General features: G+C 74.1%; 24 protein-coding genes. 15 read left to right on the top strand and 9 right to left on the bottom strand.

The features are described 5' to 3' along the window. Positions 1-25: 25 nt before the first annotated feature. The 3 genes from AB0D94_RS21960 to AB0D94_RS21970 all read right to left on the bottom strand — a co-directional run bounded on the left by AB0D94_RS21960 (position 26) and on the right by AB0D94_RS21970 (position 3,279). The gene (locus AB0D94_RS21960; protein ID WP_362054504.1) at positions 26-1,297 is read right to left on the bottom strand and encodes an FAD-dependent oxidoreductase; all 1,272 of its coding nucleotides are present in this window, start codon (positions 1,295-1,297) and stop codon (positions 26-28) included. A gap of 218 nt (positions 1,298-1,515) precedes the next feature. Next, the gene (locus tag AB0D94_RS21965) at positions 1,516-2,403 is read right to left on the bottom strand and encodes a TIGR01777 family oxidoreductase (protein WP_362054508.1); all 888 of its coding nucleotides are present in this window, start codon (positions 2,401-2,403) and stop codon (positions 1,516-1,518) included. 165 nt (positions 2,404-2,568) lie between these two features. Then, positions 2,569-3,279: a VIT family protein gene (locus AB0D94_RS21970; protein ID WP_362054669.1), complete on the bottom strand. Its 711-nt coding sequence runs from the start codon at positions 3,277-3,279 to the stop codon at positions 2,569-2,571. Positions 3,280-3,414: 135 nt separating this feature from the next. Here AB0D94_RS21970 and AB0D94_RS21975 point away from each other — a divergent pair, with 135 nt between their 5' ends. Then, positions 3,415-4,560: a PP2C family protein-serine/threonine phosphatase gene (locus tag AB0D94_RS21975; protein WP_362054511.1), complete on the top strand. Its 1,146-nt coding sequence runs from the start codon at positions 3,415-3,417 to the stop codon at positions 4,558-4,560. 12 nt (positions 4,561-4,572) lie between these two features. Here the strand turns inward: AB0D94_RS21975 and AB0D94_RS21980 are convergent, their stop codons facing one another. Next, positions 4,573-4,824 carry a hypothetical protein gene (locus AB0D94_RS21980; RefSeq protein WP_362054514.1) on the bottom strand — a complete coding sequence of 84 codons (252 nt, stop codon included), beginning with the start codon at positions 4,822-4,824 and terminating at the stop codon, positions 4,573-4,575. Between the two features lie 130 nt (positions 4,825-4,954). Here AB0D94_RS21980 and AB0D94_RS21985 point away from each other — a divergent pair, with 130 nt between their 5' ends. Then, entirely contained in the window at positions 4,955-5,326 is a 372-nt protein-coding gene (locus AB0D94_RS21985; protein ID WP_362054517.1) for an ArsC/Spx/MgsR family protein, read from the top strand. Between the two features lie 3 nt (positions 5,327-5,329). On the opposite strand, the gene AB0D94_RS21990 is transcribed toward AB0D94_RS21985, so the two are convergent. Continuing rightward, a complete protein-coding gene (locus AB0D94_RS21990) occupies positions 5,330-6,172 on the bottom strand; it encodes an alpha/beta hydrolase (protein WP_362054520.1) in 843 nt (280 codons plus the stop codon). A 63-nt stretch (positions 6,173-6,235) separates the two neighbouring features. Here AB0D94_RS21990 and AB0D94_RS21995 point away from each other — a divergent pair, with 63 nt between their 5' ends. Both AB0D94_RS21995 and AB0D94_RS22000 read left to right on the top strand, forming a co-directional pair. After that, positions 6,236-6,712 (top strand): MarR family transcriptional regulator, encoded by a 477-nt coding sequence (locus tag AB0D94_RS21995; RefSeq protein ID WP_362054523.1) that lies wholly within the window; start codon positions 6,236-6,238, stop codon positions 6,710-6,712. Positions 6,713-6,836: 124 nt separating this feature from the next. After that, on the top strand, positions 6,837-7,370 hold the full coding sequence (locus tag AB0D94_RS22000) for a hypothetical protein (protein ID WP_362054526.1): 534 nt from the start codon (positions 6,837-6,839) through the stop codon (positions 7,368-7,370). A 16-nt stretch (positions 7,371-7,386) separates the two neighbouring features. On the opposite strand, the gene AB0D94_RS22005 is transcribed toward AB0D94_RS22000, so the two are convergent. Continuing rightward, entirely contained in the window at positions 7,387-8,259 is an 873-nt protein-coding gene (locus AB0D94_RS22005) for a Gfo/Idh/MocA family oxidoreductase (protein WP_362054672.1), read from the bottom strand. Between the two features lie 285 nt (positions 8,260-8,544). Between AB0D94_RS22005 and glnII the strand changes: the two genes are divergently transcribed. Further along, a complete protein-coding gene (gene glnII / locus AB0D94_RS22010) occupies positions 8,545-9,564 on the top strand; it encodes a glutamine synthetase (protein WP_362054529.1) in 1,020 nt (339 codons plus the stop codon). A gap of 510 nt (positions 9,565-10,074) precedes the next feature. Next, positions 10,075-10,677, top strand: a complete 603-nt coding sequence (locus tag AB0D94_RS22015) for a winged helix-turn-helix domain-containing protein (RefSeq protein WP_362054532.1) — start codon at positions 10,075-10,077, stop codon at positions 10,675-10,677. Between the two features lie 69 nt (positions 10,678-10,746). On the opposite strand, the gene AB0D94_RS22020 is transcribed toward AB0D94_RS22015, so the two are convergent. Beyond that, a complete protein-coding gene (locus AB0D94_RS22020; protein ID WP_362054535.1) occupies positions 10,747-12,297 on the bottom strand; it encodes a PepSY domain-containing protein in 1,551 nt (516 codons plus the stop codon). Between the two features lie 60 nt (positions 12,298-12,357). After that, complete coding sequence (locus AB0D94_RS22025; protein ID WP_362054538.1) at positions 12,358-13,158, bottom strand: hypothetical protein; 801 nt, start codon at positions 13,156-13,158, stop codon at positions 12,358-12,360. Between the two features lie 65 nt (positions 13,159-13,223). Here AB0D94_RS22025 and AB0D94_RS22030 point away from each other — a divergent pair, with 65 nt between their 5' ends. The 9 genes from AB0D94_RS22030 to AB0D94_RS22070 all read left to right on the top strand — a co-directional run bounded on the left by AB0D94_RS22030 (position 13,224) and on the right by AB0D94_RS22070 (position 20,873). After that, positions 13,224-13,823, top strand: coding sequence for a rhomboid-like protein (locus tag AB0D94_RS22030; RefSeq protein ID WP_362054541.1), 600 nt, complete (start codon positions 13,224-13,226; stop codon positions 13,821-13,823). Positions 13,824-13,857: 34 nt separating this feature from the next. Beyond that, on the top strand, positions 13,858-14,652 hold the full coding sequence (locus tag AB0D94_RS22035; protein WP_362054544.1) for a tyrosine-protein phosphatase: 795 nt from the start codon (positions 13,858-13,860) through the stop codon (positions 14,650-14,652). A gap of 77 nt (positions 14,653-14,729) precedes the next feature. Further along, on the top strand, positions 14,730-16,658 hold the full coding sequence (locus AB0D94_RS22040; protein WP_362054675.1) for a hypothetical protein: 1,929 nt from the start codon (positions 14,730-14,732) through the stop codon (positions 16,656-16,658). Between the two features lie 160 nt (positions 16,659-16,818). Continuing rightward, complete coding sequence (locus AB0D94_RS22045) at positions 16,819-17,715, top strand: metal-dependent hydrolase (protein WP_362054547.1); 897 nt, start codon at positions 16,819-16,821, stop codon at positions 17,713-17,715. Then, the gene (locus tag AB0D94_RS22050; protein WP_362054550.1) at positions 17,712-18,755 is read left to right on the top strand and encodes a PDR/VanB family oxidoreductase; all 1,044 of its coding nucleotides are present in this window, start codon (positions 17,712-17,714) and stop codon (positions 18,753-18,755) included. Before AB0D94_RS22045 ends, AB0D94_RS22050 begins: the two co-directional genes overlap by 4 nt. Before the next feature lie 69 nt (positions 18,756-18,824). Beyond that, positions 18,825-19,535: a TetR/AcrR family transcriptional regulator gene (locus tag AB0D94_RS22055; protein WP_362054553.1), complete on the top strand. Its 711-nt coding sequence runs from the start codon at positions 18,825-18,827 to the stop codon at positions 19,533-19,535. A gap of 25 nt (positions 19,536-19,560) precedes the next feature. Next, positions 19,561-20,085: a GNAT family N-acetyltransferase gene (locus AB0D94_RS22060; protein WP_362054556.1), complete on the top strand. Its 525-nt coding sequence runs from the start codon at positions 19,561-19,563 to the stop codon at positions 20,083-20,085. Positions 20,086-20,259: 174 nt separating this feature from the next. After that, a complete protein-coding gene (locus tag AB0D94_RS22065) occupies positions 20,260-20,592 on the top strand; it encodes a hypothetical protein (RefSeq protein ID WP_362054559.1) in 333 nt (110 codons plus the stop codon). Beyond that, on the top strand, positions 20,589-20,873 hold the full coding sequence (locus AB0D94_RS22070) for a hypothetical protein (RefSeq protein WP_362054562.1): 285 nt from the start codon (positions 20,589-20,591) through the stop codon (positions 20,871-20,873). Before AB0D94_RS22065 ends, AB0D94_RS22070 begins: the two co-directional genes overlap by 4 nt. Positions 20,874-21,030: 157 nt before the next feature. Here AB0D94_RS22070 and pulA read toward each other — a convergent pair whose 3' ends face one another. Further along, a complete protein-coding gene (gene pulA, locus AB0D94_RS22075; RefSeq protein ID WP_362054565.1) occupies positions 21,031-26,391 on the bottom strand; it encodes a pullulanase-type alpha-1,6-glucosidase in 5,361 nt (1,786 codons plus the stop codon). Positions 26,392-26,397: the final 6 nt, after the last annotated feature.

The following is a 26,397-nucleotide window of genomic DNA, read 5'->3' on the forward strand; positions in this document are numbered from 1 at the left end:
CCTCGCCGGCTTCATCGGGTGGTTCTCAGGCCGCCACCGGGAGCGCCGGTTCCGGGGTGGCCGGTAGCGGGATGCCGAAGTCGCGCAGCACGGCGGTGGTGGCGCGGCGGGCCGAGCGCAGTGCCCCCTGCACGGTGTTGGTGTCGCGGTGGTCCCCGCACACGTACAGCCCGGCCAGGACGCGTACCGGTCGGCGCAGGTCGTGCGACGGGGGCATGGCGGGGACGGCCTCCCGGGTGTGGTGGACGGCGAGCAGCTCCCATTCGCGGGTCGCGGTCTCGTACAGCCGCGCCAGGCGGGAGGCGACCGTACGCAGGGGCGGCGGCGGGCCGAGCACGGTCGTGGTGACCAGGCTCCGGCCGGCCGGGGCCCGCGCCGGGTCGACCGCGCTCATCACGGCGGTGTGGGCCACGGGCCACTTGGGGTCGCCGTCCAGGAGCAGCGAGCCGTCCCAGGGCAGGGGTGTGGCGGTGGCGTGGTGCAGGACGGTGACCTCGTGGAACTCGGGCACGCGCAGGCCGGGCAGGAGTCCGGCGGCGGCGCGGGCCCCGGTGGCCAGCAGGACCGAGCGGCAGCTGAAGTCGCCGTGCTCCTCGGTGGTGACGAGGTTGGTCGCCACCGAGCGGACCCGGATGCCGGTGCGGACGGTTCCGGGCGGCAGGCCCTCGGCGAGCAGGGCGGGCAGGGCCGCTGCGCCTCCTTCGGGCACGGCGAGGCGGCCGCGGGCGAAGGTGCGCAGGGCGAGGTCGGCGACGCGGCTGGAGGTGGTGAGCTCCGGATCGCGCAGCAGGGTGGCGAGCAGCGGGCGCAGCACCGCGTTGACGGTGCGGGGCGGCAGGCCGCGCGAGCGCAGGGCGGCGGAGGTGGTGCGTTCGGGGCGGGCGAGCAGCCGCTCCTCCGGCAGGGCGGCGAGCCGGCCGAGGGCGGCGCTGAGCCGGGCCTGGTCGAGGGAGCCGCTGGCCAGGGCGCGGGCCGGGGTGAGCGCCCCGGCCCGGAGCTGTTTGCCGTCGGTGTGGACCAGGACCCCGGGCGCGAAGGGGCGCAGGGTCAGGCCCTCCAGGCCGGGGGTGCGGGTCAGTTCGGTGTACGAGGTGTTGAGCAACTGGCCGATCCGGTCCAGCCGGAACCCGTCGGCCGACTCGGTGGCCATCCGGCCGCCGGGATCGTCCGCGGCCTCCAGGACGGTGACGGTGACCCCCGCCGCGATCAGGTGGTGCGCGGCCGCGAGTCCCGAGACTCCGGCTCCTACGATGACGACGTCCGCATGGTGCGCGGCATGGTGTGCGCTGCTGAGCACGTGCCCCTCCCCGAGGTCGGCGCGGCTGTGTGGGGATCCTCCTTCCCCCAACCGGCTCCAGGGGAACCCGAGTTCGGTCGGCTATTCCGGTCAACTCCGGTCGCACAACGGTCGCATCCGGGTCACGAACGGTCGCACGCCGGTCGCACACGACCTAGTGCTGTGACCGGAAAGGTTTGCCGGGTCACACCGCCCGGCAAACCTTTCCGGCCACAGCACTAGAGCGCGGCGCGGATGGCCTCCTCGATGCCGGGGTCGCGGAAGACGAAGCCCGACTCCAGCAGCCGGGCGGGCAGGACCCGCTGACTGCCCAGAACGTCCTCGGAGAACTCGCCGGGCACGATCCGCAGGGCCAGGGCCGGTACGGGCAGCAGCGCGGGCCGCCGCAGCACCCGGCCCATGGCGGCGCTGACCTGGCGGTTGGTCAGCGGCTCGGGGCCGGTGAGGTTGACCGGGCCTTCGATGCCGGGGGTGTCGATGATGTGCCGCAGGGCGGCGATCTCGTCCCGGAGGGAGATGTACGACCAGTACTGGCGGCCGTTGCCGAGCGGGCCGCCGATGCCCGCGCGGAAGATCGGGAACAGCCGTCCCCAGGCCCCGCCCTCGCCCGCCACGACCAGGCCGGTACGGGCGAAGGCGGTACGGATCCCGGCCGCGCGGGCCGGCTCCGCGGCCGCCTCCCACTCCACGCAGACCGAGGGCAGGAAGCCCTGCCCGGCGGGGGCGTCCTCGTCCACGGGCCGGTCGCCGGTGTCTCCGTAGTAGCCGATGGCGGAGCCGCAGACGAACACGGCGGGCGGCTCGTCGAGCGCGGCCAGCGCGGTGGCGAGCGCGGCGGTGCCCAGGACCCGGCTGTCGCGGATCTCCTTCTTGTACGCGGTGGTCCAGCGGTGCTCCCCCACCCCGGCCCCGGCCAGGTGCACGACCGCCGCGCAGCCGGTCAGCCCGGCCGGGTCGACGTATCCGCCCGCGGGGTCCCACCGGGCCTCGTCCGCGGCGGCGGGCGCCCGGCGCACGAAGCGGACCACCTCGTGGCCGTCCGCCCGGAGGGACCGTACGAGGGCATTGCCGATGAGCCCGGTGGAACCGGTGACCGCTATACGCATGGGCCCATCCTGCCGGATCGCTGCGCTGGCTTCAGTGGATCCGGGCGGGCCTCATCGCCTACGGGGCCGCCCGCCGTGGCCCGGCTCCGCCGGGACCTGGGGCTCCGCCCCAGACCCCGCGCCTCAAACGCCGGCGGGGCTGGATTTGCCGGACGGGTCCGGGTGTCAGGTGGCGGTGCCCAGCCAGGTGCCCACCGCGTAGGTGACCGCCATGGCCAGGGCGCCGCCCAGGACGTTGCGCAGGACCGCGCGCGCGACCGGGGCTCCGCCCAGGCGCGCGCTGAGCACTCCGCACAGCGTGAGGGCGGCGAGCACGGACACCACGGTGACGGGGACGCGGACGGACGGGCCGGGCAGGATGATCGCCAGCAGCGGGAGCAGCGCGCCCACGGTGAAGGCGATGAGGCTGGCGAAGGCCGCGTGCCAGGGGTTGGCCAGTTCGTCGGGGTCGATGCCGAGTTCGACGCGGGCGTGGGCCCGCAGCGCGTCCCGTTCCGTCAGCTGTTCGGCCGCCTCCCGGGCCACCTCGCGGCTCAGGCCCCGCTCGGACAGCAGCTCGGTCAGTTCGTCCAGCTCGGCCTCCGGCTCCGCGGCCAGCTCGCGCCGCTCGGTCTCCAGCGCGGCCCGTTCGGAGTCCCGCTGGGAGCTGACGGAGACGTACTCCCCCGCCGCCATCGACAGCGCCCCCGCCAGCAGCCCGGCGACGCCCGCGGCCAGGATCGCGGGGCGGGAGGTGGTGGCGCCGGCCACGCCGACCACCAGTCCCGCCGTGGAGATGATCCCGTCGTTGGCGCCGAGGACACCCGCGCGCAGCCAGTTGAGCCGGGTGCTGATCCCCGCGCTGATCCCGCCGTCACCGGCGCCGTGGGCTTCGATGTGCGCCGGGCTCGGCGTCCTGCCGGAGGTTTCTTCGTCCGTCACGCCCCCACTGTCGTGGCCCCGGCGGCGCCCTGCCACCCGTGGGGCGGGTCCGGGGTCGCGCGGGCACGGCCCCGGTACGAGGGTGGAGGGGTGAGACGCGGACGCGAGGAGCCGGGCTGGCTGCGCGGGGAGCCACCACCGCGCTGGGCGCGGCTCGCGCCCGCCGTGGCGCTGCTGGTGCTGGTGCTCGCGCAGCGGGCCACCCCGGGTGACGTGGAGCTGGGCTACTTCCTGGCCGGTCTGCCGCCGGTGGCCGCCTTCGCGTACGGGGCCGCCGGTACGGCGTTCTTCGCCGGGGTGGTGCTGCTCCTGCTCGGCGTACCGGCCCTCGGCGTGGCCCACGCCCGCGGCTCCGACCTGGCCACGGTCGCCGCGGTGGGGCTGCTGAGCGTGGTGATCGCCTGGGTGCGGCGGCGCCGGGACGCCCAGCTGGTCAGCGTACGGACGGTGGCCGAGGCGGCCCAGCTGGCGGTGCTCCCGCCGGTGCCGCCGCAGGTCGGCCAGGTGCGCTGCTCCGGGCTGTACCGGGCGGCGCAGCGCGGCACGCTGGTCGGCGGCGACCTGTACGACGTACGGGCGGGGCCGTACGGGGTACGGGCGCTGGTCGCCGACGTGCAGGGGCACGGGCTGGCCGCGGTCGCCACGGTGGCGGGGCTGCTCGGGTCCTTCCGCGAGGCGGTGCTGGACGACGCGGAACTGGTGGCGGTGGCGGCCCGGCTGGACCGGCGGCTGCTGGCGGACGCGGGGCAGTCGGCGGACGGGTCCGCCGGGCAGCCGGAGCTGTTCGTGACGGCGGTGCTGCTGGAGTTCCCGCCCGGGCGGGAACTCGTACGGATCGTCTCGTGCGGGCATCCGCCGGCCCTGCTGCTGCGCGGGACCAAGGTCGAGGAAGTGGCGGTGGAACCGGGTCCGCCGCTGGGCCTGGGACTCGCGGGACCTGCCCCGCCCACCGTGGCCGAAGTACGGCTGGCATCCGGGGACCGGCTGCTGCTGTACACCGACGGGGTGACGGAGGCCCGGGACGCGGCGGGGCACTTCTACCCGCTGGCGGCCCGGGTGCCGGTGCTGTCGAGGGACCCGTCGGGCCTGGTCCGGGCGGTGTGGCGGGACCTGGTGGCCTTCTCCGGCGGGGGGCCGCGCGACGACGTGGCCCTGCTGCTGCTGTCGATGGACGGGATCGCGGGCGCGGCCGGCCTCCGGGAAGCCGCGGCGGGCTTCCCGGAGGTTCCGCGCTGACGGGCCGGGCCGCTACGCCTCGCGGATGAAGGCGCGCACCATCTTGCAGGTGACGTTGGACGGGCGGCGGATGCCCGTCCGGACGGCCATGGTCCGGATCTTCCGGTTGGTGGCGCGCTGAGCGTCGTACGTCCCCGAGTCGAGCAGGGATATGGCCAGCCGCATCGCCTTGAGGCGGCGGTTGTGGCTCTCGTACCACTCGCGGGGCAGACCCGCCGGCAGTGGCTTCTTCTTGACCTGCTGGACGATGGTGGCAGTGGCCATCTACAGCCTCCCAAACGGTAGTTGGCGTCCTGTCGTTCTCCCTCGATTTTACCGGGGGCCACTGACAGAAGCCCCTGGCCAGACCGGCCTTCGACGTCAGGGATCCGAGGGGACGGCCTAGGCTGGGGGCATGGAGATCTGGATCAATCCCGCCTGTTCCAAGTGCCGCAGCGCGCTGACCCTGCTGGACGCCGAGGGCGCCGAGTACACCGTGCGCCGCTACCTGGAGGACGTGCCCTCCGAGGACGAGATCCGCGAGGTGCTCGGGCGGCTCGGGCTGGAGCCCTGGGACATCACCCGCACCTCGGACCCGCTGGCCCGGGAGACCGGAGTACGGGAACTGCCACGCGAGGAGACCGAGGCGGCGCGGGGACGCTGGATCGCCCACCTGGCCGCGCACCCGAAGCTCATCCAGCGCCCGATCATCACCGCCGAGGACGGCACGGCCGTGGTCGCCCGCTCCGAGGAGGCCGTCCGCGAGGCGCTGTCCCGCAACGGTTAGGCCCTACTCCGCGAGCCGGCGGGCGATCTCAGCGGCCGCCGTCAGCGGCAGCGCGTGGTGCGCGACGCCGGGCAGTACGTCGACGCGCGCGCCCGGCAGCGCCTCGCGGGCGGCCCGGGCCGCGCGCCCGGCGTCGTGGCAGCGGGCGTGCTCCGCGAACAGCACGTCGACCCGCGCGCCCGGCAGTCCGGCGAACGCCCCCAGGTCCGGGCGCGGCCCGGTGACCGGGCGTACGGCGGGAAAGCCGGCGGTCTCGTCCTGCAGCCGCAGCCAGGCCGGGTCGAGCGCGGCCCCGCCGGTCTCCCAGCCGAGGAAGGAGCGGATCCGCTCCGGGGTGGGCCGCACCAGCACGGGCAGCGCGCGCAGGACGTACCCGGGCCGGAGCCCGGCGAAGACCTGGGTCGGGTCGAGCAGCACGAGGCGGCCGAGCCGGGCCGCGCGCGCGGCGGCGTAGTGGGCGGCGATCCACGCCCCGTACGAGTGCCCGCCGAGCGTGACCGGCCCGTGCGGGCCGAGCCCGTCGAGGACCGCGTCGAGCCAGCCGACCAGGTCCGCGACGGACCGGAGCGTCCGCCCCGGTGCCGGGACGCTGAGCCCGGGATCGCCGACCAGGTCCACGGCGTGCATCCGGTGCGTGCGGGCCGCCCCGGCGGCGGCGCAGGCGCCCCACACGGTGGAGGTGGACCCGCCGCCGGGCAGCAGCACCAGCGGCGGGGCGCCGGAGGGGCCGCAGCTGTTGACGCGGGTGACCCCGTACGGGGTGGGCAGCTCGACGGTCTCGACGGGCCCGGGCCACTGGCCGAGCACCTCGTCGTAGGCGGCGCGGAAGGAGGAGGTCCGGGACATGACGGCTCCAATGCCTCGCTGGGCGATAATCTCGCTGAGCGAGAGATCCTAGACGGAGGCGATGTGGACGACAACCAGGAAACCGCTGCCCGGGAACCCGGCAACCTGCAGCTGGTGCACCTCCTGCGGGCGGTGACCGTCGAGTTCGGCCTGCGCCAGGCGGAGTTCGCCGCCCGCAACGGCATGCACGCCACCGACGTGCGGGCCCTGATCTGCCTGCTCGACGCGGCCCGCGCGGACGAGCCGGCCACGGCCGGCCTGCTCGGCGCCCGGCTCGGTCTCAACTCGGCGGGCACCACCTCCGTGATCGACCGGCTGGAGCGGCTCGGCCACGTGGCCCGGATCCGTGACGAGCGCGACCGGCGGCGGATCCTGCTGCGCGTGGAGCCTGCGGCGATCCGCCTGGGCCGGGAGTTCTTCGGCCCCCTGATCGACGGGGTGCTCCAGGTGCTCGACTCCTTCGATCCCGCCGAACGGGACACCGTGCGCCGCTTCCTGACGGCCACCCACGCCGTCTTCGCGGCGGAGCCGCGCGCCTGACCGCCCGGCGCGCGGCCGGCCGGGCGGAGGGGCGGGTGCGGCGGCCTTCATCTCGTCCCGACCTCGACACCTCGTAGGGTGACATCCGGACCAAAGAGGGATGAAGTACACCAAAGGATCCATCGTGAACGAGCAGCAGCAGCCGCAGACCAGCCCCGGCACACCTCGGGGCGCGCCGGGGCGGCGCGGGGCCGACTGGATGTTCGGCGGGGTCTACGGGACGGTCCTGGCCAGCGGGCTGCTCGCCGCGCTGGACCAGAAGGGCGGGGACTTCACCCCGTTCTACGACGCCAGCTGGGTGCTCGTCACGGCGGCCACCGCCGCGCTCGCGCACGGCTACGCGCACCACATGGCCTCCCACCAGCAGGACTCCGCCTCGCACCGGTGGCGGCTGCTGGTCCTGGCGCTGTGGCACGAGTGGCCGATGATCGCGGCCACCCTCCCCACCGTCCTGCTGCTGGTCGTCTCGGGGATCGTCGACTGGGACTCGTACGGGGTGACCGCCGTCGGCCTCGGCCTGAACACCGCGCTGCTGTTCGCGTTGGGCTCGGTGGTCGCGCTCCGGGTGGGCTACCGGCTGCGCTCCGCCCTGCTGATCGGCCTGGCGGACGCCACGATCGGCCTGGCCATCATCGTGGCGAACGCCGTCATCAAGTAGCGGCCGACGAGGGCGGTCAGCCGGCCGGGACCTGCTCCTGCGCCTCGGCGAGGATCTCCGTCAGCCGCGCCCCGAACTCCGCCCCGCGCGGGTCCGGCACCCCGGTCCGGGCCGAGTCGAGCAGCGCGTCCAGGGCCCGCCCGTAGGCGCCCGGTACGTCGCTCCAGCCGGGCAGCGAGAAGACGCCCTCGGCCCCGCGCAGCTCCAGGCCCACCCCGGCGGCGGCGCGCGGCGCGCCCAGGCTGAGCACGGCGGTGCTGGCCGCGCCGGAGGAGTGCCGCAGGGCCAGCTGGACCACGTCGGAGGGGCCCCGGGTGGCGCTGACCTCGGTGACCTCGCCGAGGACCGGGATCAGGACGGACAGCGCGTGCGGGCCGACGTCCCACAGCCCGCCCTTGGCCTTGCGCCAGGGCGAGTCCGCGTAGGCGCTGGGCGCGCCGTCGGGCGGGAAGACGGCGCCGAGCCAGTGGGCCGCGGCGGTGAACCAGCCCGAGCGGGCGGCCTGTTCCGCGACCCAGCCGGAGGTCGGCTCGGCGAAGCGGAGGGTGAGGAATACGACGGAGGCGACGCCGTGCCGCTTCACGGCGTCGGCGACGGCCCGGGCGTCCTCCACCTCGGTGGCGACGGGCTTGTCGAGCAGGAGGTGGCAGCCCGCGGCGGCGGCGCGGACGGCGAGCGGGGCCTGTACGTCCGGCGGCAGGGCGAAGGCCACGACGTCACAGTCGGCGAACAGCGCGTCGGGGTCTTCGTACACCTTCACGCCGTACGCCTGCGCCAGCTCGGCGGCGGCTTCGGGCCGGCGGCCCCACACTCCGGCGAACTCGGAACCGGTGTGCGCGGCGAGGGCGGGGGCGTGGGTCCGGTGGGCCCAGGGACCGGTGCCCAGCAGCCCGACCCGGGGGCGGCGGTCCGAGGGGGGCCGGCCGGCGGCGCTCCCGGAGTTGTCTCCAGCGGGGCTCAAATCAGACGAAATGCTCACCTGCCCAGTCTGCCCCACCCTGAAGGGTGCTCCCCCACCAACCCGCACAACCCGCCCGACCTGCGGTGCAAACCTCGGTAACACGGGGTTCACACACGGGCAACGGAAGGGAAATCGCGGCCGGGCACGCTGCGGTCATCACCGCAGCGATGAAGCAGCGACCAGCAGCACCCGCAGAGTCTGAGGATGGGGCCCGTGAGCTACAAGGCTGAGTACATCTGGATCGACGGCACCGAGCCGACGGCGAAGCTTCGCTCGAAGACGAAGATCCTTGCCGACGGCGACGCGCTGCCGATCTGGGGCTTCGACGGTTCGAGCACCAACCAGGCCGAGGGCCACGCCTCCGACCGCGTGCTCAACCCGGTGTTCTCCTGCCCGGACCCGATCCGCGGCGGGGACGACGTCCTCGTGCTGTGCGAGGTCCTGAACATCGACATGACCCCGCACGCCTCGAACACCCGCGCACTGCTGCGCCCGGTCGCCGAGAAGTTCGCGGGCCAGGAGCCGATCTTCGGCATCGAGCAGGAGTACACCTTCTTCGACGGCACCCGGCCGCTCGGCTTCCCGGTCAACGGCTTCCCGGCCGCGCAGGGCGGCTACTACTGCGGTGTCGGCTCGGACGAGATCTTCGGCCGCGAGATCGTCGAGAAGCACCTGGACCACTGCCTCGCGGCGGGCCTGAGCATCTCCGGCATCAACGCCGAGGTCATGCCCGGCCAGTGGGAGTTCCAGGTCGGCCCCGTCGGTCCGCTGGAGGTCTCCGACCAGCTGTGGATCGCCCGCTGGCTGCTCTACCGCACCGCCGAGGACTTCAACGTGTCGGCGACGCTCAACCCGAAGCCGGTGAAGGGCGACTGGAACGGCGCGGGCGCGCACACCAACTTCTCCACCAAGGCGATGCGCGAGGACTACCGCGCGATCATCTCCGCGTGCGAGGCCCTGGGCGAGGGCAGCAAGCCGCTCGACCACGTCAAGAACTACGGCGCCGGCATCGACGAGCGCCTGACGGGCCTGCACGAGACGGCCCCGTGGAACGAGTTCAGCTACGGCGTCTCGGACCGCGGCGCCTCGGTCCGCATCCCGTGGCAGGTGGAGAAGGACGGCAAGGGCTACATCGAGGACCGCCGTCCGAACGCGAACGTGGACCCGTACGTGGTGACCCGCCTCATCACGGACACCTGCTGCGCCGGCCTGGAGAAGGACGGCCTGGTCTGAGGACCGGCGGCCGCCGCACCTCCCCGCGGCGCCCGGCTCCATCCGCTCCATCCGCTCTACCTGCTCCACCCGCTTCACCCGCGGTACGCGGTACCCCGCTTGTCCGACGACGCCCGCCGAGCCCCCGTGGCCCGGCGGGCGTCGCCCGTTCGCGGTATGTCCCGATTGGCCGGGGATCTACCGGCGTCCCGTGGAGACCCTCTCGCGGAATTTGAGATTCCGCTCCACGAGTTGAGACGGGGTCTGCCCCGGGCACCGCACATCTGCTTGAATGAGCGCATGGCCAGCTACTCGCACACCTCGACCGGTCGCAGCGACCTCGAGCCGTTCTGGCCTTCCCGTCAGGATCACGATTTCGACCGGGTGTGTTGCCGCGCGAAGAACGCGCCGGCCCTCTAAAGCCTCCGGAACCTCCCACCAGACCTTCCCGGGGCCTTCGGTCTGCGCGGTACGACGACGTCCTTCCGTACGTCTCCTGCCGACCACTCCGCGTGAAAGAGCTGACCACTCATGGCCAACACCCGTACCCTGACCTCCGCTTCCTCCGCTGCGACCGCCGCCCTGCCCCCCTTCCCTCCCAGTGCCCGCCACCGGCTGCGCGCCGTGGACCGGGACGAGGTGGCCCGCGTGGTGGAACTCCTCCCGCCCGGGGCCACCTGGCTGCCCGCCCCCCAGCACACCCTGCCGGCGCTGCCGGGCCGCCCGCCGATGGTCGGCTACCTGGTCCTCGTACCGGCCGACCAGCAGCCGCCGATCGCCTTCGCCCCGCAGGCCGTTGCCGCCCCGCAGACCCCCCAGGCGCCCGCCTCGGACGCCGCCGGCACCGTGGGCGACAGCACGGTCCGCATCGACCCGGCGCAGCGCACGGCCGAGGTCGACGGGCAGGTGCTCGACCTGACGTACCTGGAGTTCGAGCTGCTGGCCCACCTGGTGGCGCACCCGCACCGGGTGCACAGCCGCGACCAGCTGGTGACCACGGTCTGGGGCTACGGGCACGTCGGCGACGGCCGGACGGTGGACGTCCACATCGCCCGCCTGCGCCGCAAGCTGGGCGCCGCCCACCGCGGCTCGATCCAGACGGTGCGCCGCGTGGGCTACAAGTACACGCCCTGACGGGCGCGCTGACATGACGGTGGGCCCGTGCTCCGCGAAGGAGTACGGGCCCACCTTTGCCTTGCGGAGCTAGACGGCCGCCGCCCCGCGGCGGCGGGAGGCGACGAAGCCGAGCAGGACGTCGACCGCCAGGAACACGAGCAGGCTGATCCCCAGCAGCGGGATGAACCAGCCGACCAGGGCGGTCACCGCGGCCAGCGGCAGCAGGGCCGTCACCGGCAGCTTCCGCCAGGCGCCGCGCGGCTGCGCACGGCCCGCCGACAGCTTGCGGTCCTTCGTCGGACGGCGCAGCCACCACATCCGGTAGCCCCAGAACACCAGGAACATCACCGCGACGGCGAGCGCGGCCAGCGCGAGCTGGTTGGCGAGGCCGAAGGTCAGGCCCATGTGCAGGTCGATGCCGAAGCGCGTCAGCTGGGCGAGCACGGGGTAGTCGGCGAAGCGCAGTTCGTCCAGGACCCGGCCGTCGGCGGGGTCGAGGGCGACGGCGTCCAGGTGCACCGGCACCTGCTTGTCCTTCTCCTTGACCACGTACCCCTTGCCCTTGGCCGGCAGGGTCACCTGGAGGGACTCGGTGACCCCGGCGGCCCGCGCGGCCTCGACGGCGCGGTCGATGCCGATGTCGGCGGTGGGCGCGGCGGGCGGCATCTCCATGCCCTCGGTCCTGGGGGTCCCCCCGGACGGAGTCTGGGGGATGTGCCCGGCGTGCTCGTCGGCGCCGCCCGCGGCCGCGCCGGGGGCCAGGGCCGCCGAGACGGCGGGCGTGGCGCCGCCGAGGCCGTCCTGGAGCTGCCCGATGTTCTCCCCGGCGTACTTGGACCAGGTCAGGCCGGTCGCGGAGAGGAGGACGAGGCCGGCGACGGCCCAGAGGCCGACGGTCCCGTGCCAGGACAGGGTGCGGCGCCGGCCGGTGGCCTTGCGGTCCGGGAGGACGAGTTCCGCCTTGCGCTTGCGGCGGCGGCCGATCCACAGACCGAGGCCGCCCAGGGCGACCACCCACAGCCAGCTCGCGGCGAGCTCGCTGTAGATGCGGCCGGACTCCCCGAGCTGGAGGCTGGAGTGGAACTCGCTCAGCCAGGCCCGCAGCGGCAGGGCGTCGCCGACGGTGGCGAGCTGACCGCGCACCTCGGCCGTATACGGGTCGACGAACACGGTGAGGGTCTCGCCCTCGGGGAGGCCGGGGCTCTCCATGATCACCCGGGTGGTGGCCTCGGCGTCGGGCGCGGGCCACACGGACAGGACCTCGCCCCGCGGCGCGGCGCCCCGGGCCGCCTCGACCTGGGCGCTGAGCGGCCGGACGGCGTCGCCGACCCGGGCGACGGTCAGCTCGTCGGCGTAGAGGATCTTCTCGGCCTGCCACGAGCCGGCGTACAGCAGCCCGGTGGCCGCGGCGAGGAACAGCAGCGGGGCGATCAGCAGGCCCGCGTAGAAGTGCAGGCGCAGGAACAGCGGCCGCAGGGCCGCCCAGCCGCCGCGCCGGGGTATCGCGGCGCCCGGAGCGGTGCCGTCGGGCGCGGAGGAGTCCGGCGCGGAGGGGTCCGGCGCGGGGCCGTCCGTGGCGGAGTCGTCCGGAGCGGATGCTTCCGGCGTGCGGACATGGTGGATCTCGTCAAGAGACATGGTGGTCCTAGGGGGTGGCGAGAACAGGGGAAATCGACCCCCGGTCCCGCCGTTCGCCACTCAGGCGCAGGCAGGACGGCCGGGGGCCGTGGCTCGGTACCGCGAACCCCGGACGGGCGGCCCCCGCCGCACGACGGAGTGGGCGTGCACGGCTCCCCGCAGCCGCCGCGGCCGTCTCCTCGCGGGCCGGCCCGGCGGCAGGGCGGGCGCCGTCGGCGCGGCGGTCCGGACCGCCGCCAGGGCGAGCGCGCGGGAGAGCGGCCGGGCCGCGAGCAGCGCGGCGGAGCCCAGGATCCCGGTCAGCCGGAAGACGGCGGCCTCGCCCCAGGCCAGCCACAGGGCGCAGAACAGCCCCGCGAGCACGTGCGCGGCGATCATCCCGGCGCCCCCGTGCCCGGCCATTCCCGCCATGTCGGCCATCCCGGCCATGTCGGCCGTCCCCGCCATGTCAGCCGTCCCCGCCAGGTCGGCCGTCCCCGACGGGTCCGGCGGCGGGGCGGGCAGGGCGCCCATGTCCATGCCCGGCACGTGGTGGTGCGCGTGCCCGTGCGCCGGTTCCGGCGCGGAGGCGGGCGGCGCGGCCGGGGCCGCGTGCGGGGAACGGGACGCCTGGCTGCCCGAGAAGACGAGGTGCAGCACCCCTTGTACGGAGAGCAGCGCGAGGGCGATCCCCACGGGTCCCCGGCGCCGCCCGGCGCCGAGCCAGGCGAGCCCGCCGGTCACCCCGAAGGCAAGCAGAAGCCCCAGGAAGGGAACATCCGCTCCGGACATGAATGAATGCCCCACCGCACCCAAAGCGACGCACACCGCCGCAAACATCGCGGCCCGCAGGACGCGCATCGGCGCGGAACTCTCAGACATGGCCGGATCATGCTCCCACGAGGCCCGGTGACGCCCGCCGGAGGGTGGTGTCCGATCATGGGCGGGTGAATCCTTTGCCACTGGGGGCGGTGTACGCGGGCGCGGTGCAGCTCGGCGCGTACGCGCTGGAGCGGATCGGGGCGCCGGAGCGGGAGCACGTGCTCCGGACCTGCTCGACGAATGTCGACAATCTCGCCGCCGGGCGCTGGGAGACGCTGGTCAGCAGCGCCTTCGTCGTCGAGGAGCCGATGCCCCTGCCGTACGCGCTGCTGCTCGTCGCGGTCCTCGGGTACGCCGAGTACGCGTACGGCGCCTGGTGGACGGCCGCGGTGTTCCTCTTCGGGCACACGACCGCGACCCTCCTGGTCTACGGGGCCCTGCGCCGGACGCCCGATCCGGGCGTCCGGCGGGCCCTGGACGTGGGGACCAGCTACGGGTTCAACGCCGTGCTCGGCGCCCTGACCTCGGCCCTGCCGCGCGGGCCGGTCCGCACTGCCGCCCGGATCGGGTTGCTCGCGCTGGCCGCGGCGCCGGTCCTGCGGCGCGACCGGACCTTCACCGACGCCGGACACCTGGCGGCCCTGGGGCTCGGCATCGGGGTCTCGCTGGCCGCCGATTTTCGCTCCGGGGCAAACCATCAGAAAATTGCACAGATCGCTATATGACACGAATAACGCGCACCACGCTGGAGCTGCCAAGATGACCGCCACGCCCTCCACCACCGTCGCCAATTTCCGCGACCTCGGCGGCACCCCGCTCTCCGGCGGCCGCACCGTCCGCACCGGCCTGGTGCTGCGTTCGGGCCAGCTCGACCGGCTCGACCTCGACGCCGACCCGGCCGTGGCCGCGCTGGGCCTGCGTACGGTCATCGACTTCCGCACCGAGGCGGAGCGCGTGGCCCACCCCGACCAGGTACCGGAAGGCATACGCGTCCTGGTGGAGGACGTACTGGCGGACAAGGTGAGCGCGGGCCGGATGCCCGCCGCCGCGCAGCTCAAGGACCTGCTCGCCGACCCGGCGGTGGCCCAGGAGCACCTGGGCGGCGGCAAGGTGCAGGCGCTGTTCGCCGACATCTACCGGTCGTTCGTGACCTCCGGCTCCGGCCAGGCCGCGTACCGGACCCTGCTCACCGAGCTCGCCGACCCCGACGCCGGGCCGCTGCTCTTCCACTGCACGGCCGGCAAGGACCGTACGGGCTGGGGCGCGACCGTCGTCCTGGCGCTGCTCGGCGCCGACGACGAGACGATCGTCGCCGAGTACCTCTCCGTGAATCCGGCGGTCAGGCAGGCCTTCGCCCCGATGATCGAGGGCTTCACGGCGGCCGGCGGCGACCCGGACCTGGCGCTCGCGCTGATCGGCGTCTTCCCCTCGTACCTGCGGGCCGCGATGGACGAGGTCGAGACGCGCTACGGCTCCATGGAGAAGTACGTGCGCGAGGGGCTCGGGGTCTCCGACGAGACGGTCGAGGCGCTGCGCGCCCGTCTGGTGGGCTGAGCCCGGACACCTCCTGGGGACGCACGGGTCCGAACGTCTGCGCTGGCGACGGGTGACCATCGGACGATTCGCTCGTTCTGCTGAACGTGACTGCGCCGGATACCGCCACCCGCCCCCTGTCTCCCGACGTCGAACAGGCCGAGGCCGCCATCGTCGAGCACTACGCGCGGCTGGTGCGGCTCGCCTACCTGGTGCTGCCGCCCGCCCTCGGCCGCAACCGGAGGGTGCTCACCGCCCATTCGCTCGTCCAGCGGGCCCTGCCGCGCGGGCGGCGGGCCGCCGACTCCGACGCGGCCGCCGTACGGGGCGGGGTCCCGGGCCAGCGCGGGGCGGACGACTCCGGGTATCCGTACGTGCGGCTGCGCGTGCTGCGCGCCGCCCTGGAGGCCGGGATCCCGCTGACGTTCCGGGCCCTGCCGCGGCGCGCGCAGCTCCCGCCGGTGCTCCCCCAGGTGTGGGGGCTGCGGCTGTTCCCGCGCTCCGGCGGGGCCGAGGAGCTGGCCCTGGACCAGTGGCTGGCCACCCTCGACGGCCCCGGGCGGGCCGCCTGCGTGCTGCGGGCCCTGGAGCGGCTGCCCGAGGCGGAGGTGCTCCGGGTGCTCACCGAGGCCGGGGTGGCGGACCCCGCCGCCGCGGTCGCCGGGTCCGGGGACCCGGTGCACGATGCGCTGTTCGCCTCCCCCGAGTTCGACCCGTGCGTGCTCCAGGCCCGGCCCACCGACCTGCTGCGCCGGCGCAGGCTGACCCGGGCCGCCCTCGCCGCCGGAGCGGCCCTCGCGGTGTGCGGGGCGCTGCTCGCGCTGCCCGGCGGGGGCTGGGGCGCGGACGGGGCCGCCGCCCCGCCGTACGCGCGCAACGCCGCCGCCGAGCAGGCCCTTGATCCGGCGAAGCTGGTCCGGGCGGCGCCCGCGCTCTGGCGCACGTCCTCCCGTACGGACTTCTCCGCATGGCCCGCGCGCGGCGAACGCGCCGACGACGCGGAGCTGCTGCGCCGGGCGCTGGCCGTCTGGGCGCGCCCCGGCTCCTCCGTGGTCGTCTCGGCGACGCCCGGCACCCCCGCCGGGCCGCCGATGGGCCCCCCGCAGCTGTTGTTCGCGGGCGCCGTCGACCAGGCCGTGGTGGTCCTGCTGTACGACGGGCTGCGCGTGGTGCGGTACGCCGAACCGCGCACCGGGACCGCGGGCGCCGCCCTCGACTTCGCCCGGACCGACGGGGCCTCGGCGGACACCGCGACCGCGCTGGTGCTCAGCCGGGTCGACGGGAACGTCCGCTACCTCGCCGCGCCCTGGGTCACCGGCGCGGCCCTGCGCGACCTGCTCAAGCCCGGCGACGCCCCGGCCGCGCTGAAGCTGACCCCGGAGGGGGTCACCCCGCCGGTGGCGGGCCCCGCCCCGTCGGGCAGCTGTACCGGCTGGAACGCCCTGGCCCTCACCGGTGACGGCGCCACCCGGCTGATCACCGACCTCGGTGAACTGACCCCGGCCCGGCTGACCTCGGGCGCGCCGGGCGCCGAGCGCGATGTGGCGGAGGCCGCGGAACTCGGCGACTGGTCGAGGATCGCCTGTCTGCTGCCCTCGGTCCGCTCGCACGGGGTCCGCACGGTCAACGCCTGGACCTACGCGAAGCAGCCGCTGCCCGAGGGCGACGGCACGGCGGCCTGGCTGTGCACGCGGGCCGAGACCTGGCAGGGCACGGCCGACCGGGTGCAGGCCCAGTTCCTTGCCCCGGGCGCCGCGCTGGCGGCGCAGGCGGCCAGGTCGGAGGGGTCCCCGGCGTGCGGGCCGCGGGAGCCGCGGGTGCTGGCGGGCGTGCTGTGGAAATCGCGGGCGGGCCAGTGGTACGTGCTCGCGGCGGGCAGTGCGCAGTTCGCCTCGCTGGCGGTGTCCGGCGGCGGGGTCAACGGGTCCGCCAACGGAAACCGACTGGCCGTCAAGGCTCCGGCGGGCGCCCAGGTCGACCTGTCGGGCAAACTCACTGACGGCACCAAGGCGGGCGTGCTGCGCTGAGCGGTCGCCGGGCGGCCGCTCAGCCCGCGGGACTGGCGGTCGCGCGGGCGGAGCGGTCGCGCGGGACTGGCGGTCCGGTCCCCGGAGCCGATCGGCCCGGGGTCCAGGAAATGGGCGCAGAGGGGTTCTCCTCCCTTCTACCCATCAGTACATTGACGCCATGTCTAATACGCCGCTCGCGCCCGCCCCCGTGGCGTCGGAACACATAGACCTCGCCCCGCGGAAGGTGTCCTTCGGCTGGGAGGACACCCCCCTCCACTGGCTGCCGAACGACCCGTTCGCCGGGCACATGATCAACGTGCTGCACCTGCTGCTCCCCGCGGGTGAGCGGTGGTTCGTGCACGTCTACAAGCAGGTGCTCCCGTACATCGAGGACGAGCAACTGCGCGCGGACGTGGTCGGCTTCATCGGCCAGGAGGCCATGCACGCCGCCGCGCACGACGACGTACTGCCCCACCTCAAGCGGCTCGGCCTGGACCCGACCCCCTACACCGCGCAGGTGGACTGGCTCTTCGAGAAGCTGCTCGGTGACCGGACCCTGCCGCCGGGCCGGGCGCGCCACTGGTGGCTGATGGAGCGCGTCGCGATGATCGCGGCGATCGAGCACTACACGGCGTTCCTCGGCGACTGGATCCTGAACGCCGAGGAGCTGGACCGGCGGGGCGCCGACCCCACCATGCTGGACCTGCTGCGCTGGCACGGGGCGGAGGAGGTCGAGCACCGGTCGGTTGCCTTCGACCTCTTCATGCACGTGGACGGCAACTACCGCCGCCGGGCCCGGACCTGGGCGACCGGCTTCTCGGCCCTGGTCTTCCTGTGGCAGCGGGGCGTGCGGTTCTTCATGGAGAACGACCCGCACCTGGTGGACGGAAAGGCCTCCTTCGGCCAGTTCTTCCGGGCAGGGCAGCAGGGGGTGCTGCCCTCCACGGGCTCCATGCTGAAGTCCGTCCCGAAGTACCTCTCCCGTACGTACCACCCCTCGCAGGAGGGCTCGACCGCCCAGGCGGCGGCCTACCTCGCCACCTCTCCCGGCGCGAACGGCGGTGCGAAGGCATGAGGCGCGCCCTGACGGTCACGGCTGTGGCGGGAGCGGCCTGGGTGGCGAGGCGGGCCCTGCGCCACCGCATAGCGCGGTCCCCCCTCTGGCCCCTGCCGGCCCTGGAGAACCCCGTCTCGGGCTACTCCCCGCGCCGCCCGCTGCGGGCGCTGATCACCTCCCGTACGCAGCCGGCGGACGGCGTGCTGCGGCTGACCCTGCGCTCCCCCGAGCTGCCGGCGTGGACCCCGGGCGCACACGTGGACATCACCCTGCCCTCGGGGCTGGTCCGCCAGTACTCCCTGTGCGGGGACCCGGCGGAGGCCGGGGCGTACACGATCGCGATCCGCCTGGTCGAGGACGGCCGCGGCGGCTCCCGCGAGGCGCACGAGCGGCTGGTGGAGGGCGCCGAGCTCGAACTGCGGCCCCCGCGCAACCGCTTCGAGCTGGTCCCGGCGCCCTCGTACGTCTTCGTCGCGGGCGGCATCGGCATCACCCCGATCCTCCCGATGCTCCGGGCGGCCACGGCCGCGGGCGCCGACTGGACCCTCCTCTACGGCGGCCGCAGCCGGGCGAGCATGCCCTTCCTCCCCGAACTCGCGCGCTACGGCGACCGGGTCACGATCGCCCCGCAGGACGAGGCCGGCCTGCCCGACCTGAGCCCGCTCGCGGCGACCGGACCGGGCACCCTGATCTACTGCTGCGGCCCGGACCCCCTGATGCGGGCCGTCACCGAGGCCGCCCCCGATCCGGCGGCGGTCCACCTGGAACGCTTCGCCCCGGCGGCGCCCGGCACGGCCGAGCCCTTCACGGTCGAACTCCACCGCTCGGGCCGCACGATCGAGGTCGCGGCGGACGAATCCACCCTCACCGCGGTCCGCCGGGCCCTGCCCGGCACCCCGTACTCCTGCGAACAGGGCTTCTGCGGCACCTGCCAGCACCGGGTCCTGTCGGGCGAGGTGGCCCACCACGACGAACTCCTCACCGACCAGGAGCGCGAGGACTCGATGCTCCTGTGCGTCTCCCGCGCGAAGACCGACCGCCTCGTCCTGGACCTTTGACGGCCTGACGCCCCCTCAGCCCGCTCCGGCCCTGGCCAGGGGTGGGGAGGGGAGAAGTAGGGTGTCCGCATGACAACCGGGGTGCGGCGCAGGATGGGTGTCGAGGAGCGGCGGCAGCAGTTGATAGGGGTTGCCCTGGAGCTGTTCAGCCACCGGTCGCCCGACGATGTGTCGATCGACGAGATCGCGGCGGCCGCCGGGATATCGCGGCCGCTCGTCTACCACTACTTTCCCGGCAAGCTGAGCCTGTACGAGGCCGCGCTGCGGCGGGCCGCCGATGAGTTGGCGCTGCGGTTCGTGGAACCCCAGGAGGGGCCGCTCGGGGCGCGGTTGCTGCGGGTCATGGGGCGGTTCTTCGCCTTCGTCGACGACCACGGGCCCGGTTTCTCGGCGTTGATGCGCGGAGGTCCGGCGGCCGGGAGCAGCCGGGCCAACGCCATGATCGACGAGGTCCGGCAGGCCGCGTACGAGCAGATCATCGCGCACATCGGGGTCGAGCAGCCGCCCGCGCGCCTGGATCTCGTGGTGCGGTCGTGGGTGTCCCTCGCCGAGTCCACCGCGCTGATCTGGCTGGACGGGCGGAAGATCCCCCGGGCCGAGCTGGAGCTCCAGCTGGTGCACGACTTCGCCGCGCTGGCCGCCGTGAGCGCCGCGTACGACGCGGAGATGGCGGGGATCCTGGTGCGGATCCTGGCCGGGGAGCCGGCGGACGGGCCCTTCGGGGAGCTGGTCGGCCGGCTCGGCGGGCTCGTTCCGGGCGGGGTCCCCGACCCGCGATGATCAAGCGCGCGGCGATAATGCCCGCGTGATCATTGACGACGGGATGTTGTTCCGGCCGGCCGAGGAGAAGGACGCCGGCATTCTGGTGTCGCTGTACGACCAGGCCGCCCGGTGGATGCGCAAACACGGGATCGACCAGTGGAAGCCGGGCGAGAAGAACGCCGCCCACTTCCGCGCGAAGATGCGCGAGGGCGAGGTGTGGCTCGCCGAGGACGCCGACGGGCGGGTCGTGGGCGCGTACGAGCTGTGGTGGTCCGACGAGGAGGCCTGGGGGATCCAGCCGCCCGTCGCGGGCTACGTGCACCGCCTGATGGTGGAACGCGACGCCGCGCCCGCCGGGGCCGGGCGGCGGATCCTGGAGCACGCGGAGTGGCGGATCGCCCGGACCGGGCGGGAGCGGGCCCGCCTGGACTGCGTGTCCACGAACCCGCGGCTGCTCGCGTACTACCGCTCCGCGGGCTACCGGGTCGTGGGCGAGTTCCCCTCGAAGCAGGCCAAGGACGGGCGGGTGTACGGGGTGATCCTGCTGGAGCGCCGCCTCGACACCTGACGGTCGCGCACGCACAGCGGACGGCCGCGCACGCACAGCGGACGGCCGGGCGCAAGCGTCCGGCGTACGCCATGCCCGGTCCGCTCTCGGCCTCGGCACGGACTTTCGCTTGCCGCCCCTTCCGGCGCGACGGTACTGATGGGCGCGACCAGTCGGTACCAGGAGGGGAACACAGTGAAGCATTCCAGGAGCAGGACCGCGGGAGCCGTCTTAGGCATGGCGCTGGCGTGCGTGCTGGGGGCCGCGGGGGCGGCCGGGGCCCAGCAGCAGCCGTCGGCGCCGGCCCCGGCCGGTGGCACGGCGGCCACGGGCACCGCGTCCGTACAGGCGCCCGCCGCGGTGGTCGACGAGGTGCGGGCGGCGACGGCCAGGCAGCGTGCGCTCGCCCCGAACGCCCGGGTCGTCTGTTACGCGGCCCATGTCCAGGACGTGGGCTGGCAGTCGACGGTGTGCGACGGCGGGGTGCGGGGACCATCGGGCAGAGCCGCCGGATGGAGGCCGCGGTGATCGCGACCAGCGGGACCGGCGGCATCTGCGCCAACGCGCACCTCGCCGACGTCGGCTGGCAGGGCTGGCGGTGCGCCGGGGACGGCGCCGCCGTGACGGTCGGCACCACCGGCCAGTCGCGGCGGATGGAGGCACTGGGCCTCCAGGTCGGATCCGGCAGCGTGGCGGCGCAGGCGCACGTGCAGGACCACGCCTGGCTGAACGCGGTCGGCGGGAACCCGGTCTACGTGGGCACCACCGGGCAGTCCCGGCGGATGGAGGCCCTGCGCATCTGGGTCTGAGCCCCGCCTGACCCCGCGTGGGGTCGCTTGAGGTGACATGACGGGGCGGTGCCGGTTCGTGGCCGGCACCGCCCCGTTGTTGCTGTCGTCCGTCAGGTGCTCGGACGGTTCAGAGGGTCAGAGGGTCAGAGGGTCAGAGGGTCAGGCAGTCGGACGGTCAGGAGCGCTTGAAGACCGCCACCGTGCGGGCCGGCGTCGTGAACTCCCCCGTCGCCGCCCGGTACGCCGCCTGCTTGACCGTGGGGTCGGAGCCCGCGGCCTGGACCGGGTGCAGGGCGTACGCACCGCCCGCGAGGGCGGGAAGGCGCTGGGCCTGCGCGGTGGGCGTGGCGTTGAAGACCACCACCAGGTCCCCGAGGGTCATGGTGATCACGCCGGGGGTCTCCTCCTTGCCCGAGAGGGGGAAGGCCAGCTGCGCCTGGACGGCCTGCGGGGTGGTGAGGGCGAACGCCGGTTCCGTCGTACGGATCCTCAGCAGGTCCCGGTAGGCCCCCGCGGTGGCGCCGATCTCGGCGCAGCCCGGGGCCGGACCCGTCAGCAGGGGCTTCGCGTAGGGCCACTTCGGGCGGTTGTCGGCCGCCGGGGGCAGCCCCCGGCCGAAGCCGTTGCCGTCGCGGCAGTCCCAGTGGACGGCGTTGAACCAGTCGCCGCTGTCGTAGGAGTTGCGGTCCAGGGACTTCGAGCGGAGCAGGTCCGTGCCCGCCTGGGAGAGGGCCGGGCCCTGCGAGAGGGTGGCCGTGGCCATCGCCACGGTCTGCATGCGGGCCCGGTCGGCGGTGGAGGTGGCGGCGGGCAGCTTGAACACCAGGGCGTCGTAGAGCGACTCGTTGTCGTGGGCGTCCGCGTAGGCGAGGGCGTCGCCCGGCGCCGCCGCGTAGCCCGCCGGGGCTCCGTTGTAGTCCAGCTCGGAGCCCTTGATCCGGCGGCCGGCGGTGTCGGTGAAGGTGTACGAGGCGAGGTTCCCGGACAGGCCGACCTTGATGAGGTCCTGGGCGTGCAGGAGGCGGGCCTTCTGCTCGGCCGGGGTGCCGTTGGCCGGGGACCCGTTCGGCTCGGTGAACAGACCGGAGGCGAAGCCCTGCACGCGCGGGTCCTCGTCGAAGGGGCCGCCGCCGCGGACCGCGTCGCGCGCCCGGTCGGAGAAGGTGGCGATGCCGGTACCGGCCATGTTCTTCTGCGTGGCCTGCACGAAGCGGGCGTCGTCGGCGATCTCGCCGAAGTTCCAGCCCTCCCCGTAGAGGACGATCTTCTTGCCGTCCACCCCGTCCTTCTCGACGGTCAGGGCGTCCAGGGCGGAGCGCACGGCCAGGATGTTGGCCTTCGGGTGGTGCCCCATGAGGTCGAAGCGGAAGCCGTCGACCTTGTACTCCTTCGCCCAGGTGACGACCGAGTCCACGACGAGACGGCCCATCATCGCGTTCTCGGGGGCGGTGTTGGAGCAGCAGGTGGAGGTGGCCACGGAGCCGTCGGCGAGCAACCGCTGGTAGTAGCCGGGGACGATGCGGTCCAGGACGGACTTGTCCGACTGCCCGGCCGCGACGGTGTGGTTGTAGACCACGTCCATCACGGTGCGCAGCCCGGCCCCGTTGAGGGACTGGACCATCCTGCGGAACTCGACGGTACGGGCGGTGCCGTTCGGATCGCTCGCGTAGCTGCCCTCCGGCACGGTGTAGTGCAGCGGGTCGTAACCCCAGTTGTAGGCGTCCTTCGCCGCGGCCGCGGCCACGCACGCCTGCTGCTCCTCGGAGTCGGGGGCGTACACCTTGAGGTCGCAGGAGGGCTCGGTGCGGTCCGCGGGCTTCTCCGGGATCGTGCCGATGTCGAAGGCCGGCAGGAGGTGGACGTACGAGGTGCCGGCCTGGGCCAGGGACTTCAGGTGCTTCATGCCGGCGGAGCCGGTGTCGGTGAAGGCCAGGTATTGCCCGGGGTGGCCGCTGGTGCGGTCCGCGACCGAGAAGTCGCGGACGTGCAGCTCTTGGATCTGCGCGGAGGTGAAGGGGACGGGCGCGGGCTTGCGCAGGTCCCGCCAGCCGGGCGGGGCGAGCTTCGGGTCGGCCAGGTCCACGGCGAGGCTGTGCGTGGAGTCCGTGGTCAGGGCCGTGGAGTACGGATCGGTGACCAGGTTGCGGACCACCTGGCGGGTGCTCGGGGCCCAGACGGTGACGGCGTAGCGGTACGGCTTGCCGGTCCAGCTCCGCTCACCGCGCACCGACCAGACGCCGGTGGCGTCGTCGCGGCGCATGGCGACGGTGCGGCCGTCCAGTTCGAGGGCGACCTGCTGGGCGGTGGGGGCCCAGACGGAGAGGGTGGGGCGGCCGTCCTTGAAAACGGGGCCGAGCGGGGCGTTCGTCGCGTACAGGTCGTCCAGGACCCCGGCGAGCTGGACTCCGGTGGCGGCGAGGACGGCGCCGTTCGCGGCGCGGGCGCTCGCGACGAGCTGGCCGCGCAGGGCCTCGCGGACCCGGTCCCGGTCGCGCGGGTCCACGGTGTGGGCGGCGTACTCGGCCAGGTGCGGGAACTTCTGCTTCTGGGCGGCTGTGAGCTCGGAGCGGGTCAGGCGCAGCCATTGCGCGCCGCCCTCGCTGAGGACGCCGTTCGCGGCGGTGACGGCCCCTTCGCGGGAGGCGAGGAGCTGTACGGAGGCGGCCGCCGCGGGGGCGTCCCAGGCGAGGGTGTCGCGGTCGATCCAGACGGCCTTGGAGGTGGTGAGGTCCAGGGCGGCGGCGGAACCGGCGGGCTGCGGGAGCAGGTACTCCTGGCGGCCGCCCAGCATCCAGACCTCGTGGCCGGTGGCCTTCAGGTCGAGGGACTGGTCGGAGGGGAGGTCCTTCTCGTCGCCCTTGTGCAGGATGTAGCTGAGCGAGGTGGCCCCGGCGGCGAGCGGAACCTCGTACACCGCGCCGTAGGAGTCGGTGCGGGCCGGGAGGAGCGGCTTGGACCAGTCGGTCGGGACGGCCGCGCCGGTCCAGACGTGCAGGCCCCAGCCGTCGTAGGCGCCGTCGGGGCGCTGGTAGTGCAGGACGGCCTTCGTGGTGTCCTGCGGCGGGTGGGCAGGGCGTTCGGTGCGGGCGGGCTCCTTGCCCTGCTCCAGCCAGATCTCTCCCGTCCTGGTCACGTCGATGGTGCGGTCGGCGGCGACGTCCTTGGTGCCGTCCTTGTCGATGACGAGGTAGCCGACGGAGGTGGCGCCGGGCTTGAGCTTGACGTGGGCGAAGGCCCCGTAGGCGTCGCGGCCGGTGAAGGCGTGGCCCTCGGGCCAGGGCGTGGCCTCGCCCTCGGCGATGTCGCCCCAGGCGTAGAGGCGCCAGTTCGTGTAGTCCCCGTCGGGCCGGTTGTAGTGCACGACGGCGTAGTCGCGCTGGGTGGCGGTGGGGGTCTCCTTCGGCGGGACCTGGCCGGCGAGGGACTCGGCGAGTGCGCTCGCGGTGCGGCCCGCGGAGTCCACGACCACGGCCTTGTAGCGCAGGGCGGTGCCCGCGGGGGCGGTGACGTGCTGGGTGACCTTGTAGGGGGCGTGGTCGGCGGAACCGAGCACCTGCCACTTCCCGTTGCCGGTCTGCGCGGCGAAGACGACCCGGTTCAGGCCGCCTCCGGTGACCTCGGCGGAGAGCTCGACGGTGCCGGCGGCGCCGGGGGCCGGGGCCTTGAGGGTCACGGCGGGCTCGGCGGCGGGCTCGGCCAGGGGGGTGGTGGCCTGGAGGACCACCGTGCCGAGGGCGGGTACGGCGACGCGGAGCTTGCCCGCCGAGGAGGCGCGCGGCAGTGCGAAGCCGCCGTACAGGCTGCGGTACTGGGCGCCGGCCGGGGCGTCGATCTCCACCGTCCGGGGCTCGGCCGCGTTGTTGGCGGCGACCAGGTACTCGGTGCGGGTGCGGGCGTCGGTCCGGGCGAAGGCGTAGACGGACCCGTCGGCGAGGCGCTCGCTCTGGACGCCGTCACGCAGCGCCGGGTGCGCCTTGGTCAGCTTCGAGAGAGCACTGATCTGCTGGTAGAGCGGGTGTCCCGCATCGTAAGCATCGCTCGCGTGGGTACGCGCCGTGCCGAGCTGGTCGTCATCGAGGTAGTCGGCGACCTGCGAGGCGAAGAGCGGCTGGCGGGAGTCCTTGTCACCGCCCGCGCCCGTGAAGCCCTGCTCGTCGCCGGAGTAGATCACCGGGTTGCCGCGGGAGAGGAACATCAGCTCGTTGGCGAGCCGGTAGCGGTCCAGCAGCTCCTGCTCCCCCGCGCCCGGCCGGTCCTGCTTCAGGAAGCTCCCGAAGCGGCCCATGTCGTGGTTCCCCAGGAACGTGACCTGCTCGTAGGCGTTGGCCCTGTCGCTGGTGTACCGGTAGTCCTCGGCCAGTACGGAGGCCAGCCGGCCGGCTCCCGCGCCCTGGGAGGCGTACGCGCGGACCGCGTCCTGGAGCGGGAAGTCGAGGGTGGCGTCGAGGCGGCCGCGCGTCACGTACGGGGAGGTGACGGCGGTGTCGGCGGAGTAGACCTCGCCGAACATGAAGAAGTCGTCCCGGCCGCGCTGGGCCGCGTACTTGTCGAGGGCCGTGGCCCACTGGGTCCAGAAGCCGGTGTCGACGTGCTTGACCGTGTCGATGCGGAAGCCGTCGATGTCGAAGTCCTTGACCCACTTCTCGTAGATCTTCTGCATCCCGCTCACGACCTCGGGGCGCTCGGTCCACAGGTCGTCGAGGCCGAAGAAGTCACCCTGCCCGGAGGACTCCCCGGCGAAGGTGGAGTCGCCGCGGTTGTGGTACATCGAGGGGTCGTTGAGCCAGGCGGGGACCTTGAGGTCCTTCTTCGCCTCGGGCACGAACGGCGTACGCGGGAAGGTGCCGGGCCCGGTCTTCGGGAACTTCCGCTTCCCGTCCCCGCCTGCTGCGTCGGCGGCGTAGTCGGCGTCGTCGAACGGCACCCCGTCCTTCGTCAGGTACGGGAAGGCCCCCTTGGACAGGTAGTCGTAGGAGCCCTCGCGGTAGTCGACCACGTCGGCGGTGTGGTTGGTGATGACGTCGAAGAAGACCTTCATCCCCTTCCCGTGCGCCTTGTCGATCAGCCGCTCCAGATCGGCGTTGGTGCCGAAGTGCGGGTCGACCTGCGTGAAGTCGGTGATCCAGTAGCCGTGGTAGCCGGCCGAGACGTCGTCGCCCTTGCCCTGCACCGGCTGGTTCTTGAAGATCGGCGCCATCCAGATCGCCGTGGTCCCCAGGCCCTTGATGTAGTCGAGCCGGTCGGTCAGGCCCTTGAGGTCACCGCCCTGGTAGAAGCCCTTGTCCGTCGGGTCCAGGCCCGTCTGCGTCCGGGAGCCGGTCAGGCCGCCCCGGTCGTTGCGCGGGTCGCCGTTCGCGAACCGGTCCGGGAGCACGAAGTAGAACTGCTCGCGGGTCAGGTCGTGCCGGGCCGGTTCGGCGGCCAGCTTCGCGTCCGACGGCGGGGCCGGGGGCCGGGCCGCGGCCGCCGCGGGGAGGGAGGGCAGGAGCGTCACGGCCAGGGCAGCGGCGAGGACTCCTGCGGCAGGGCGTATCAAGGCGGG

Source organism: Streptomyces sp. NPDC048255, assembly GCF_040652415.1.
GTDB lineage: Bacteria > Actinomycetota > Actinomycetes > Streptomycetales > Streptomycetaceae > Streptomyces.

Bases quoted from the DNA above. Each gene is read 5' to 3' on its own strand.
- AB0D94_RS21985 (WP_362054517.1), top strand. From the start codon at position 4,955: ATGGAGATCTGGATCAATCCCGCCTGTTCCAAGTGCCGCAGCGCGCTG.
- AB0D94_RS21990 (WP_362054520.1), bottom strand. From the start codon at position 6,172: ATGTCCCGGACCTCCTCCTTCCGCGCCGCCTACGACGAGGTGCTCGGC.
- AB0D94_RS22015 (WP_362054532.1), top strand. From the start codon at position 10,075: ATGGCCAACACCCGTACCCTGACCTCCGCTTCCTCCGCTGCGACCGCC.
- AB0D94_RS22045 (WP_362054547.1), top strand. From the start codon at position 16,819: ATGTCTAATACGCCGCTCGCGCCCGCCCCCGTGGCGTCGGAACACATA.
- AB0D94_RS21965 (WP_362054508.1), bottom strand. From the start codon at position 2,403: ATGCGTATAGCGGTCACCGGTTCCACCGGGCTCATCGGCAATGCCCTC.
- AB0D94_RS22025 (WP_362054538.1), bottom strand. From the start codon at position 13,158: ATGTCTGAGAGTTCCGCGCCGATGCGCGTCCTGCGGGCCGCGATGTTT.
- AB0D94_RS22050 (WP_362054550.1), top strand. From the start codon at position 17,712: ATGAGGCGCGCCCTGACGGTCACGGCTGTGGCGGGAGCGGCCTGGGTG.
- AB0D94_RS22020 (WP_362054535.1), bottom strand. From the start codon at position 12,297: ATGTCTCTTGACGAGATCCACCATGTCCGCACGCCGGAAGCATCCGCT.
- AB0D94_RS22035 (WP_362054544.1), top strand. From the start codon at position 13,858: ATGACCGCCACGCCCTCCACCACCGTCGCCAATTTCCGCGACCTCGGC.
- AB0D94_RS22055 (WP_362054553.1), top strand. From the start codon at position 18,825: ATGACAACCGGGGTGCGGCGCAGGATGGGTGTCGAGGAGCGGCGGCAG.
- AB0D94_RS21980 (WP_362054514.1), bottom strand. From the start codon at position 4,824: ATGGCCACTGCCACCATCGTCCAGCAGGTCAAGAAGAAGCCACTGCCG.